Genomic DNA, 12,118 nt, shown 5'->3' on the forward strand with positions numbered 1-12,118 from the left:
ACGATGGCGAGGAGGTGAACGTGGCCGGCGAAGACAGCGTTGCGGGCGGCACCGGACAGGTGGTCCAGACCCCGCCGTCAGGTGAGGGTGCGGCCCCGGACACCGCGAAGGTCAGCGCCTCGCGCCGGGTGCGGGCCCGGCTCGCCCGCCGGATGACCGCTCAGCGCAGTCTGGTCAACCCGGTGCTGGAACCGCTGGTCGCGGTACACCGCCAGTTCCATCCGAAGGCGGATCTGGCGATCCTGCAGCGCGCCTACGATGTCGCCGAACAGCGGCACGCCGATCAGCTACGTCGCTCCGGTGACCCGTACATCACCCACCCGCTGGCGGTGGCCAACATCCTGGCCGAACTCGGCATGGACACCACGACCCTGGTGGCTGCCCTGCTACACGACACCGTCGAGGACACCGGCTATTCGCTGGAGGAACTGACCACCGACTTCGGCAGCGAGGTCGGCCATCTTGTCGACGGGGTGACCAAGCTGGACAAGGTCGCGCTCGGCAACGCCGCCGAGGGCGAGACCATCCGCAAGATGGTCATCGCGATGGCGCGCGACCCGCGGGTGTTGGTGATCAAGGTCGCCGACCGGCTGCACAACATGCGCACCATGCGTTTCCTACCGCCGGAGAAGCAGGCCCGCAAGGCCCGCGAGACGTTGGAAGTCATTGCCCCGCTTGCCCACCGCCTCGGTATGGCGACGGTGAAGTGGGAGCTGGAGGATCTGTCCTTCGCAATTCTGCATCCGAAGCGCTACGAGGAGATCGTCCGGTTGGTGGCCGACCGGGCACCCTCGCGGGACACCTACCTGGCCAGGGTGCGCGCCGAGATCGGCTCATCGCTGGCGGCCATGAAGATCAACGCCACGGTCGAGGGCCGCCCCAAGCACTATTGGTCGATCTATCAGAAGATGATCGTCAAGGGCCGCGACTTCGACGACATCCACGACCTGGTCGGCGTCCGGATCCTCTGCGACGACATGCGGGACTGCTATGCCGCCGTGGGTGTGGTGCATTCGCTGTGGCAACCGATGGCCGGCCGGTTCAAGGACTACATCGCCCAACCGCGCTACGGGGTGTACCAGTCGCTGCACACCACCGTCATCGGGCCGGAGGGCAAGCCGCTGGAGGTGCAGATCCGCACCAACGACATGCACGACACCGCCGAGTTCGGCATCGCCGCGCACTGGCGGTACAAGGAGGCCAAGGGTCGCAACGGGGTTCCTGGCGGGCACACCGCCGCCGAGATCGACGAGATGGCCTGGATGCGCCAGCTTCTCGATTGGCAGCGGGAGGCCGCCGACCCCGGTGAGTTCCTGGAGTCGCTGCGCTACGACCTTGCGGTGCAGGAGATCTTCGTGTTCACCCCGAAGGGGGATGTCGTCACGCTGCCCACCGGGTCCACCCCGGTCGACTTCGCGTACGCCGTGCACACCGAGGTCGGCCACCGCTGTATCGGAGCCCGGGTGAACCACCGGCTCGTCGCCCTGGAACGCAAGCTCGAAAACGGGGACCAGGTCGAGGTTTTCACCTCCAAGGCGGCCAATGCCGGGCCGTCGCGGGACTGGCAGACCTTTGTGGTCTCCCCGCGCGCGAAGGCCAAGATCCGGCAGTGGTTCGCCAAGGAGCGCCGCGAGGAGGCACTGGAGGCCGGCAAGGACGCGATCGTGCGGGAGGTCCGCCGCGGCGGACTTCCGTTGCAGCGCTTGATGAGTGCCGACTCGATGGCCACTCTGGCCCGCGAGCTGCACTACGCCGACGTCTCGGCGCTCTACACCGCCGTCGGCGAGGGCCACACCTCGGCTCGGCACGTGGTGCAACGGCTGCTGGCCCAGTTCGGTGGTGACGAGGAGGCCGAGGACGAGATCGCCGAGCGGTCGACCCCGGCCACCATGCCGGTGCGCCAGCGCACCAGCGATGATGTCGGTGTCTCGGTACCCGGCGCGGTCGGGGTGCTGACCAAGCTGGCCAAGTGCTGCACGCCGGTGCCCGGTGACACCATCATGGGCTTCGTCACCCGGGGTGGCGGTGTCAGCGTGCACCGCACCGACTGCACCAACGCGGCGTCACTGCAGGAGCAGTCCGAGCGCCTCATCGAGGTGAACTGGGCGCCGTCGCCGTCCTCGGTGTTCCTGGTGGCCATCCAGGTGGAGGCGCTGGATCGGCATCGGTTGCTCTCCGATGTGACCCGGGTGCTGGCCGATGAGAAGGTCAACATCCTGTCGGCGTCGGTGACCACCTCCAACGACCGGGTGGCCATCAGTCGCTTCACCTTCGAGATGGGCGACCCCAAGCATCTGGGTCACGTGCTCAATGTGGTGCGCAATGTGGAGGGCGTCTACGACGTGTACCGGGTGACGTCCGCGGCCTGACGGCATGCGGTTACTGCACCACGACCGATTCGATGGTCACCGTCGTCGCGGGTTCGCCGTCGTCGCTGCCGTCGGCCACGCCGGCGCCGGCGATCTCGTCGAGCACATCCAGGCCGGAGGCGTCGATGCTGCCGAACACCGTGTACGTCGGTGGCAGCTGGGAATCCTGGTAGACCAGGAAGAACTGGCTGCCGTTGGTGCCGGGGCCGGCATTGGCCATCGCCAGCGTGCCGCGCGGGTAGCGCAGCGGGGTGCGGATCGCGGGGTCGGTGAGCCGGAACTGGTTCGTCGGATACTCGTTGGGGAACTGGTAGCCCGGCCCCCCGGTACCGGTGCCGGACGGGTCACCGCACTGCAGTACCCCCAGTTCGGCGCTGGTGGTCAGCCGGTGGCAGGTGGTGCCGTCGAAGAAACCCTGCGCGGCCAGGCTGGCGAAATTGTTGACCGTGCACGGGGCCTGGGCGTTGTCGAGTTGCAGGCCGATGAAGCCCTGATCGGTGCTGATCTCCGCCTCGACGGTCGCCGGTGTCGTCGGGACCCGACCCATCCGCGGCGGGTCCACCGGCCGGGTGGCCTTCTCCGGGGTCTGCAGATACTGACAGTTGGACCCGAGGGTGGCCGGCGGCTTGAACTCCGGCAGCGGTTCGACCAGGGCCGGGTCGGCGGAATACCCGGGTGAGGACGGGTTGTAGTTGCGGATGTCCTCGACCACCGCACGGGTCGCGATGATCGCGATGATCAGGACCAGCACCCCGAACACCGTCAACAGATAGCCGAGCACCAGCCCGGCGATGGCCATGCCGCGGCCCTCGTCGCCGGTGCGCTTGATCTGGTGCAGCGAGATGTGCCCGAACACGATGCCCAGCGGGGCGACCAGGATGCCGCAGATCAGCGCCGCCACCGCCAGCGAGTTCGTCGGCCGGGCAGCCGGCGGATAGCCGTACTGCGGCGGCGGGTAGCCGTACGGCGGCGGGACGCTCATCGGGTCGGTCGGCGGCTCAGTCGACCGCGATGGTCTTCACCATCACCTTGGTCGCGGGCTCGCCGTCCTGACCACCGCCGGCGACCCCGCCCGCGGCAATCTTGTCCAGCGTGGCCAGACCGGTGTCGTCGATGGTGCCGAACACGGTGTACTCCGGCGGCAGCTGTGAATCCCTGTAGACCAGGAAGAACTGGCTGCCGTTGGTGCCGGCGCCGGCATTGGCCATCGCGATCGTGCCGCGCGGGTAGAGCACGGGCTGCTGCAGTGCCGGGTTGTCCGGCTGGTACTGGTTGGTCGGGTACTCGTTGGCGAACTGGTAGCCCGGGCCGCCGGTGCCCTGACCGGTCGGGTCACCGCACTGCAGCACCGACAGGCTGTCGCTGGTCGTCAGCCGGTGGCACGGGGTGTCGTTGAAGAAGCCCTGCTGGGCCAGGCTGGCGAAGCTGTTGACCGTGCACGGGGCCTGGGCATTGTTGAGCAGCAGGCCGATATTGCCCTGGTCGGTCGCCATGCTGATGCTGACCTCGGCCTCGTCCATCGGGATGGCGCCGGTGCGCGGCGGGTTGACCGGCTTGCTGGCCGTCCCGGCCGCCGGGTACTGGCAGTCCTGGCCGAGCCCGGCCGGTGCGGCGAACGCGGGCAGCTTGCCGTCGGCGACGGGCTGCGGGGCATTGGGATCGACGCTGCTGGTGGTGGAGGCCGAGGCGGTGGTGTCGGAGTCCTTGTTGGTGATGACGACGGTGGCCACCACCGCGCCGACCACCACGACCACCCCGGTCACCGAGGCGATGATGGTGAGCAGCCGCTGCCGCTTGGCTCGCGCTGCCCGGCGCTCGAGTTGCCGATCGAGCTTGCGCTTGGCCGCTGCCCGTCGCTGTTCGTTGGTCGGCACCGCCGTTGTCCTCCTGTTTAGCCGAACACGTCGGCAACGAGTGTGCCAGGCGTTTCTGAGTGTGGCCCGGGCGACCCGCGCGAGTACCGGTCGGTTGAGTGGACATGGGAAACTGGCCGGGTGCTGATCACCGGATTCCCGACGGGGGTGCTGGCGTGCAACTGCTATGTGCTGGCGCCGCATGCCGGGGCCGACGCCGTCATCGTCGACCCGGGGCAGTCCGCGTCGGCGCGGTTGCAGCGCATCCTCGACGAGCACCGGCTCACCCCGGCCGCGGTGCTGCTGACCCACGGTCACATCGACCACATCTGGTCGGCGCAGAAGGTGGCCGACCGCTACGGCTGCCCGGTGTACATCCACCCGGCGGACCGGGCGATGCTCAGCGACCCGGTCAAGGGACTCACCACGAAGGGGCTGTGGGGCACACTCGGCCGGCTGACGGTGGGTGCGGTGTTCGCCGAGCCGCGCCAGCTCGTCGAACTGGGCACCGACGGCGAGGTGCTCGATCTCGGTGCGCTGCGGGTGACTGTGGACCACACGCCGGGCCACACCCGCGGATCGGTATGTTTCCGGGTCCCGGGTCAGGTGTTCACCGGCGATACCCTCTTCCAGGGCTCGGTGGGCCGCACCGATCTGCCCGGGGGGAGCGGCAACTCCCTGATCGACTCGATCATGACGAAACTGATGGTGCTCGACGACGACACCGTGGTACTACCGGGGCACGGCCCGCGGTCCACGATCGGTGTCGAGCGCCGTACCAATCCATTTCTCGAAGGCCTGGTTCTGTGACTGATTTTCGCGCGCCCAAGGGCGTTCCCGACTATTTCCCGCCCGACTCCGCGGCGTTCGTCGCGGTGCGTGACGGTCTGCTGGGTGCTGCGCGGCGCGCCGGGTACGGCGATGTCGAGTTGCCGATCTTCGAGGACACCGCGTTGTTCGCCCGTGGTGTCGGGGAATCCACCGATGTGGTCAGCAAGGAGATGTACACCTTCGCCGACCGCGGCGAACGTTCGGTGACGCTGCGCCCCGAAGGCACCGCCGGTGTCATGCGCGCCGTCATCGAGCACGGCCTGGACCGCGGCGCGCTGCCGGTCAAGCTGTGCTATTCGGGTCCGTTCTTCCGCTACGAGCGTCCGCAGGCCGGCCGGTACCGGCAACTGCAGCAGGTCGGGGTGGAGGCCATCGGGATCGACGATCCCGCGCTGGATGCCGAGGTGATCGCCGTCGCCGACACCGGATTCCGGGCCCTGGGCCTGGACGGGTTCCGCCTGGAGATCACCTCCCTGGGGGACGACACCTGCCGACCGCAGTACCGGGAACTGTTGCAGGACTTCTTGTTCGGGCTGGACCTGGACGAAGACACCCGCCGTCGCGCGCAGATCAACCCGCTGCGGGTGCTCGATGACAAGCGCCCGCACGTGCGCGAGATGACCGCCGATGCCCCGCTGATGCTCGACCACCTGTCCGAGGTGGCCAAGGCGCATTTCGACACCGTGCTGGCGCACCTGGACGCCCTGGGCGTGCCGTATGTGGTGAACCCGCGGATGGTGCGTGGCCTGGACTACTACACCAAGACGACGTTCGAATTCGTGCACGACGGATTGGGCGCGCAGTCCGGGATCGGCGGCGGTGGACGCTACGACGGACTGATGCGTCAGCTCGGTGGACAGGATCTCTCCGGTATCGGATTCGGCCTCGGGGTGGATCGCACCCTGCTGGCGCTGCGGGCCGAGGGTAGGGCGGTCGGGGCTTCGAGCCGCGTCGACGTCTATGGCGTGCCGCTGGGGGAGACGGCCAAGCTCGAGCTGGCCAAAGTCGCGGCGACCCTGCGGGCCAACGGTGTCCGGGTCGACCTCGCCTACGGCGACCGCAGCCTCAAGGCCTCGATGAAGGGTGCCGACCGCTCCGGTGCGCGACTGGCGCTGGTGGCCGGTGACCGCGACATCGAGGCGGGCACGATCGGGGTGAAGGATCTGTCCAACGGTGAGCAGACCGATGTGGCGGCCGCCGACGTGGTGGCCGAGGTGCTCTCCCGGCTCAGCTGAGTTCCCGGCGAGCATTCTCCTAAGGTGCGCCGAACACCGCGTAGTTCAGCACCGTGTCGAGGTCGCCCATCCCGCCGCCGAACGGGTTGGCGCGCTTGAGCACATCGGTTCCGTGTGGGGTGGTGACGACAAGCTTCGGTGAGCTCGACGCCAGCTGCATCTGCCGGTGGATGCGGATCCGGTCCAGCGGTGTCAGCCGTCCGGTCACATCGCGATAGGTGCGCTGCTCGCGGTCGAACACCGCGACCGGCGTGCAGGTGTCCAGTGGGGCGTCGCGCGCGCCGCGGAGCTTGCGCAGGATCGCGTACAGGCTTGCACCGGTGGCCAATCCGACGGCCAACAGCGCGGCGCCGATGATGCCGGGCACACCGATCGGCGTCAGCAACACCAACGCGCCGAATCCGCCGAATACCAGGGTGACGATCAGCAGGACGAACGCGGTGATCTCGCCCGCGCCGTTGCCGCGGTCGATGACGATGACGTCCCAGCCGTCCTCGGCCACCACCAGACCGCCGTGCTCGGCGATGATGCGCATCATGGACACACTCTAGGGTCGGGGGATGCGAGTTCTGGTGCAACGGGTGAGTTCGGCACGGGTCACCGTGGACGGCGCGACGGTGGGGGAGATCAGCCCCGCCGGCCAGGGCCTGCTGGCATTGGTCGGCATCACCCACACCGATGATGCGGCGCTGGCCGCCAAGATGGCCGAGAAGCTCTGGCGCCTGCGCATTCTCGACGACGAGGTGGCCGCCGCCGATGTCGGTGCGCCGATCCTGGTGGTCAGTCAGTTCACGCTGTACGCCAACACCGTCAAGGGACGGCGGCCGTCCTGGAATGCCGCCGCCCCGCGGCCGGTGGCCGAACCGCTGGTCGACGCCTTCGCCGATGCGCTGCGCGGTCTCGGGGCTCTCGTGCAGACCGGGACGTTCGGCGCGCACATGCAGGTCGAGCTGGTCAACGACGGCCCGGTGACAGTACTGCTGGAGCTCTGACTAGATCGCCATCGCCGCGCGCACTTCGGCTTCCGACGATGAGCCACCGGTGCCGCTGGAGGTCACCCGGCCGGACTCCAGGATGTAGTAGCGCTGCGCGGATTCCAGCGCGAATCCGATGTGCTGTTCGACGAGCAGCACCCCCAGGTCGCCCCGTTGGGTCAGCGCGGTGATGGCCTCCTCGATCTCGTGCACCACCGAGGGCTGGATGCCCTCGGTCGGCTCGTCGAGGATGAGGCACTTGGGGGTGGTGATGAGCGCGCGGGCGATCGCGAGCTGCTGGCGCTGGCCGCCGGAGAGCAGACCGGCGCGCCGGGTGAGCAGTTCCTTGAGCGCGGGGAACAGGTCGAGCTGCTCATCGATGAGTGCCTTGCCGTTCTTCCGGCCGTCGGCGACCACCTGCAGGTTCTCCGCGGTGGTGAGCTGACCGAAGGACTGTTGGCCCTGCGGCACATAGGCGATGCCGCGGGCGACGCGGGCGCTGGGCCGCAGCTTGGTGATGTCCTCGCCGTCGAACAGCACGGTGCCGGCACTGCATTTCAGCAGACCCACCGCGGCGCGCAGCAGCGTGGTCTTGCCCGCACCGTTGTGCCCCATGACCGCGGCGACCCCGTCCGAGGGCACCTCGAGGCTGACGCCGTGGATGACCTCCGAGCGACCGTAGCCGCTGCGGACGTCGACGAGCTCGAGCATCAGGCCTCCTCTTTCAGTTCGTCGGGCACACCCTCGGTGCCGGCTGCCGCGGTACCGAGGTACACCTCCTGCACCTTGGGGTTGGCCTGGACCTCGGCCACCGAACCCTCGGCGATCACCTGACCGCGGGCGAGCACCGTCACCGAGGTGGCAAATGCCCGCATGAAGTCCATATCGTGTTCGACGACCACGACGGTGCGCTCACCGCCGATGCGCCGCAACAGATTTCCGGTCTCCTCACGCTCCTCGTGGCTCATCCCGGCGACCGGTTCGTCGAGCAGCAGCACGTCGGCGTTCTGCACCAGCAGCATGCCGATCTCCAGCCACTGCTTCTGCCCGTGCGCCAACACCCCGGCGGGCTTGTCGGCCAGCGCGGCCAGACCCGTCGTCTCCAGCGCCTCTTCGATCGAGGGCAGGATGCCCGCGCGCCGCCGCAGCAGCGTCCAGGCCGAGCGGCCGGCCCCGGCGGCGATGTCGAGGTTCTGCAGCACGGTCAGCTGCTCGAACACCGTCGCGGTCTGGAAGGTGCGCCCGACACCGTTGCGGGCGATCTGGTGCACCTTCTTGCCCAGCAGTTCCACTCCGGATTTGCTGACCGATCCGGTGGCGGGCACCAGGCCGGTGATCGCGTCGATGACGGTGGTCTTGCCGGCGCCATTGGGGCCGATGAGAAAGCGCAGGTCGCCCTGGAACAGCGTCAGATCGACATCGCTGACGGCCTTGAACCCGTCGAAATCGACGGTGAGACCGCGTACTTCGAGGTATTGGGTGCCCATACCGACGTTACCGCCCGCGGCCGGCTCCGGGTGGTTCTCGGTCAGAGTGCTCATGCGGTGGCTCCGGCCTTCTCGGGTTCCGGTTCGGGATCGGGGTCGGACTCCAGGACGGGCTCGGGCTCGTCATCCGGCTTGCCCTTGCGCTTGCGGCGCAGGAAGACCGCGAGTCCGGCGAGGCCGGCCGGGAAGAACCCGACGACCAGGATGAACAGCAGTCCCTGTCCGTAGATCCACCCGGAGGGGTACTGCTCGGAGAACAGCGTCTGTGCCCATGCCACGCCGATGGCCCCCAGCACCGGGCCCAGCAGCGTGGTGCGTCCGCCGATGGCCACCCCGATCAGGAAGGCGATCGAGGGCAGGATGCCGACCTGTGACGGGCTGATGAAACCGACGATGGGTGCGAACAAGGCTCCGGCGATGCTGGCGAACAACGCCGCCGTCGTGTAGGCGACGACCTTGATGTTGGCCGGGTCGTAGCCCAGGAACCGGACCCGCTCCTCACCGTCGCGCACCGCCACCAGCAGTTCGCCGTAGCGGCTCTGCATCAGCTGGCGCACCACCGCGACGACCACCAGCAGGGTGCCCGCGGCGATGAAGTACAGCATCTGCTTGTTCGCCGGGTCGGCGAGGCGGAATCCGAAGAACGTCCGGAATCCGTTGAGGCCGTTGGACCCGCCGAGGCTCATCTGGCCGACCAGCAGGATGGCCAGTGCCGCCGCGAGTGCCTGGGACAGGATCGCGAAATACGCCCCCTTGACGCGGCGTTTGAAGACGCCGAGGCCCAGCAGGGCCGCGATCGCGGTGGGAATCACCACGATCGACACCAGCGTCACCAATGGCGAGGCGAACGGCGCCCAGAAGCCGGGTAGTTCACGCACACCCTGGATCTGCATGAAGTCGGGCACGTCGTTGCCGGCGATCTGGGCGTCGGCGATCTTCAGGTGCATGCCCATGATGTAGCCGCCGATACCGAAGAACACGCCCTGGCCGAGCACCAGCATGCCGCCGCGGCCCCAGGCCAGTCCGATGCCCACCGCGACGATCGCGTAGCAGAGGAACTGGCCGAGCAGTCCGAGCCGGAAGGTGGACAACGCCGCCGGTGCCACACCGAACAGCAGCACCGCGGCGATGCCGAAACCGGCCCAGGTCTGCCAACGTCCGAGGATCGTTTTCACACCAGACTCCTTGTCCGGACGGTGAACAGGCCCTGCGGGCGGGCCTGCAGGAAGATCACGATGATCACGAACAGAATCACCTTGGCCAGCGACGCCGTGGTGTTGTACTCGATGACCGAGTTCAGGAAACCGATACCGAACGCGGCGATCACGGTGCCCTTGATCTGGCCGAGCCCGCCGACCACGACCACCAGGAAGGCATCGATCAGATAGGCCTGGCCGATGGTCGGGCTGGTGGAACCGATCAGCGTCAGCGCCACCCCGGCGACCCCGGCCAGACCGGAGCCGATGAAGAACGTCGTGATATCGGTCTTGCGCGACGAGATACCGCTGGTTTCGGCGAGATCGCGGCTCTGCACCACCGCCCTGATCCGCCGGCCCATCGGGCTGGCCTTGAGTGCGATGGCCAGCGCGGTGACGCAGGCGACCGCCAACACCAGGATGAAGATGCGGGTCTTGGGAACGACGGCGCCGAAGATCTCGAAGCCACCGGACAGCCAGGACGGGGCTATGACGTTGACCGCCGGCGCGCCGAAGATGTCACGGGCCAACTGCTGCAACACAAGTCCCACACCGAAGGTCACCAGCAGGGTGTCCAGCGGGCGGTGATACATCCGCTGGATCAGGGTGACCTCCAGCAGCACACCGAACAGGCCGCCGATGACGAAGCCGACGATCAGTGAGATCAGCAGCGAGGCACCGGCGTTGGAGATGATCTGCTGAACGACGAACGTCGTGTAGCAGCCGGCCATGATGAATTCGCCGTGCGCCATGTTGATGACGCCCATCTGACCGAACGTGAGGGACAGGCCGAGTGCAGCGAGCAACAGGATCGAGCCGAGGCTCAATCCCGTTGCCAGCTGTCCGATGAGGACATCCATACCGTCTAATTCCCCGTCGCTTCGCTCGCCCCGGTCAGCCGGACAGCCCGGCGGCCCACGGGTAGGACTTCAGGAACGGGTCCGGCTCGATCGGAGCCGGTGACTCCCAGACCGTGTAGATGAGGCCGTCGGGCTTGATCTCCCCGATGCGCGCGGTCTTGGTGATGTGGTTGTTCTCGCCGTCGATGGTCACCTTGCCCTCGGGGGCGTCGAAGCTGACGCCACCGGCGTTGTCCTGAATTGCCTTGACGTCGAACGACCCTGCCTTCTCGACGGTGTTCTTCCACAGGTAGACCGACACGTAGGCGGCCTCCATCGGATCCGAGGTGGGCTTGTTCTCGCCGTAGGCCTTCTTGTAGGCGGCCACGAACGCGTTGTTCACCGGGGTGTCGATGGTCTGGTAGTAGTTCCAGGCCGTCAGCTGGTCGGTGATGTTCTGCACACCGATGCCGCCGACCTCTTCCTCGGCGATGGACACCGAGACCACCGGCATCGCCTGCGGGGTGAGCCCGACGTTCTTGTACTCGCGGAAGAACGCGACATTCGAGTCACCGTTGAGGGTGTTGAACACCGCGTCGGCATCGGCGGTGCGGACCTTGTTGATGATGGTCGAGAAGTCCGTCGAGCCCAGCGGCGTGTAGTCCTCGCCCTTGATCTCCATGCCGTTGGCCTCGGCGTAGGCCTTGATGATCCGGTTGGCGGTCTGCGGGAAGACGTAGTCGCTGCCGACCAGATACAGGGATTTGGTGCCCTTCTCCTTGAGGTAGTCCAGCGCGGGGACAATCTGCTGGTTGGTGGTGGCGCCGGTGTAGAAGATGTTGGGGGAGGATTCCAGGCCCTCGTATTGCACGGGGTAGTAGAGCAGGGAGTTGTTGTCCTCGAACACCGGCAGCATCGCCTTGCGGCTCGAGGAGGTCCAGCCGCCGAAGACCGCTGCCACACAGTCGCTGTTGATCAGTTTCTGGGCCTTCTCCGCGAAGACGGTCGGCTCGGACGCGCCGTCCTCGCCGACCAGTTCGATCTGCTTGTCCAGCACCCCGCCGCCGGCATTGATCTCGTCGACGGCCAACTTGATGGCGTCACGGACGGTGACCTCGGAGATGGCCATGGTGCCCGACAGCGAGTTCAGCGAGCCGACCTTGATGGTGTCGCCGGAGGTGTCGACACAGGACGCCGCGGCGCTGCCGCCCTCGTCGGTGGCCTTGCTGCCACACGCGGAGAGCAGCATCGACGCCGTGACCACGACGCTTCCCGCTAGCAGAAACGATCGCTTGGACGTCGGGCGAGGAAGTGGCATCTACGGCCTTTCGTTC

General features: G+C 67.6%; 12 protein-coding genes. 4 read left to right on the top strand and 8 right to left on the bottom strand.

Annotation, left to right across the window (positions count from 1 at the left end):
• Nucleotides 1–14: 14 nt before the first annotated feature.
• A complete protein-coding gene (locus BST17_RS17475; protein WP_083060157.1) occupies nt 15–2,369 on the top strand; it encodes a RelA/SpoT family protein in 2,355 nt (784 codons plus the stop codon).
• A 10-nt stretch (nt 2,370–2,379) separates the two neighbouring features.
• On the opposite strand, the gene BST17_RS17480 is transcribed toward BST17_RS17475, so the two are convergent.
• Complete coding sequence (locus BST17_RS17480; protein WP_083060158.1) at nt 2,380–3,351, bottom strand: peptidylprolyl isomerase; 972 nt, start codon at nt 3,349–3,351, stop codon at nt 2,380–2,382.
• Between the two features lie 16 nt (nt 3,352–3,367).
• The gene (locus tag BST17_RS17485; protein ID WP_083060159.1) at nt 3,368–4,243 is read right to left on the bottom strand and encodes a peptidylprolyl isomerase; all 876 of its coding nucleotides are present in this window, start codon (nt 4,241–4,243) and stop codon (nt 3,368–3,370) included.
• 120 nt (nt 4,244–4,363) lie between these two features.
• Between BST17_RS17485 and BST17_RS17490 the strand changes: the two genes are divergently transcribed.
• Both BST17_RS17490 and hisS read left to right on the top strand, forming a co-directional pair.
• Nucleotides 4,364–5,032, top strand: a complete 669-nt coding sequence (locus BST17_RS17490; RefSeq protein ID WP_083060160.1) for an MBL fold metallo-hydrolase — start codon at nt 4,364–4,366, stop codon at nt 5,030–5,032.
• Entirely contained in the window at nt 5,029–6,288 is a 1,260-nt protein-coding gene (gene hisS / locus BST17_RS17495; protein WP_083060161.1) for a histidine--tRNA ligase, read from the top strand. The genes BST17_RS17490 and hisS overlap by 4 nt, the downstream gene beginning before the upstream one ends.
• Nucleotides 6,289–6,307: 19 nt before the next feature.
• On the opposite strand, the gene BST17_RS29680 is transcribed toward hisS, so the two are convergent.
• Complete coding sequence (locus tag BST17_RS29680; protein WP_234807714.1) at nt 6,308–6,826, bottom strand: hypothetical protein; 519 nt, start codon at nt 6,824–6,826, stop codon at nt 6,308–6,310.
• 22 nt (nt 6,827–6,848) lie between these two features.
• Between BST17_RS29680 and dtd the strand changes: the two genes are divergently transcribed.
• On the top strand, nt 6,849–7,280 hold the full coding sequence (gene dtd / locus BST17_RS17505; RefSeq protein WP_083060162.1) for a D-aminoacyl-tRNA deacylase: 432 nt from the start codon (nt 6,849–6,851) through the stop codon (nt 7,278–7,280).
• On the opposite strand, the gene urtE is transcribed toward dtd, so the two are convergent.
• Genes urtE through urtA form a run of 5 tightly spaced genes read right to left on the bottom strand, consistent with a single transcriptional unit; the run spans nt 7,281 to nt 12,102 of the window.
• Nucleotides 7,281–7,973, bottom strand: a complete 693-nt coding sequence (gene urtE, locus BST17_RS17510) for an urea ABC transporter ATP-binding subunit UrtE (protein WP_083060163.1) — start codon at nt 7,971–7,973, stop codon at nt 7,281–7,283.
• Nucleotides 7,973–8,803 (bottom strand): urea ABC transporter ATP-binding protein UrtD, encoded by an 831-nt coding sequence (gene urtD / locus BST17_RS17515; RefSeq protein ID WP_083060164.1) that lies wholly within the window; start codon nt 8,801–8,803, stop codon nt 7,973–7,975. Before urtD ends, urtE begins: the two co-directional genes overlap by 1 nt.
• Nucleotides 8,800–9,924: an urea ABC transporter permease subunit UrtC gene (urtC, locus tag BST17_RS17520; protein WP_083060165.1), complete on the bottom strand. Its 1,125-nt coding sequence runs from the start codon at nt 9,922–9,924 to the stop codon at nt 8,800–8,802. The genes urtD and urtC overlap by 4 nt, the downstream gene beginning before the upstream one ends.
• Nucleotides 9,921–10,805 carry an urea ABC transporter permease subunit UrtB gene (gene urtB, locus BST17_RS17525; RefSeq protein WP_083060166.1) on the bottom strand — a complete coding sequence of 295 codons (885 nt, stop codon included), beginning with the start codon at nt 10,803–10,805 and terminating at the stop codon, nt 9,921–9,923. The genes urtC and urtB overlap by 4 nt, the downstream gene beginning before the upstream one ends.
• Before the next feature lie 34 nt (nt 10,806–10,839).
• Nucleotides 10,840–12,102, bottom strand: coding sequence for an urea ABC transporter substrate-binding protein (gene urtA, locus BST17_RS17530; protein ID WP_083060167.1), 1,263 nt, complete (start codon nt 12,100–12,102; stop codon nt 10,840–10,842).
• Nucleotides 12,103–12,118: the final 16 nt, after the last annotated feature.

Source organism: Mycolicibacterium bacteremicum (assembly GCF_002086115.1).
Taxonomy (GTDB): domain Bacteria; phylum Actinomycetota; class Actinomycetes; order Mycobacteriales; family Mycobacteriaceae; genus Mycobacterium; species Mycobacterium bacteremicum.

Bases quoted from the DNA above. Each gene is read 5' to 3' on its own strand.
- BST17_RS17480 (WP_083060158.1), bottom strand. From the start codon at position 3,351: ATGAGCGTCCCGCCGCCGTACGGCTACCCGCCGCCGCAGTACGGCTAT.
- BST17_RS29680 (WP_234807714.1), bottom strand. From the start codon at position 6,826: ATGATGCGCATCATCGCCGAGCACGGCGGTCTGGTGGTGGCCGAGGAC.
- dtd (WP_083060162.1), top strand. From the start codon at position 6,849: ATGCGAGTTCTGGTGCAACGGGTGAGTTCGGCACGGGTCACCGTGGAC.
- urtE (WP_083060163.1), bottom strand. From the start codon at position 7,973: ATGCTCGAGCTCGTCGACGTCCGCAGCGGCTACGGTCGCTCGGAGGTC.
- urtD (WP_083060164.1), bottom strand. From the start codon at position 8,803: ATGAGCACTCTGACCGAGAACCACCCGGAGCCGGCCGCGGGCGGTAAC.
- urtB (WP_083060166.1), bottom strand. From the start codon at position 10,805: ATGGATGTCCTCATCGGACAGCTGGCAACGGGATTGAGCCTCGGCTCG.
- urtA (WP_083060167.1), bottom strand. From the start codon at position 12,102: ATGCCACTTCCTCGCCCGACGTCCAAGCGATCGTTTCTGCTAGCGGGA.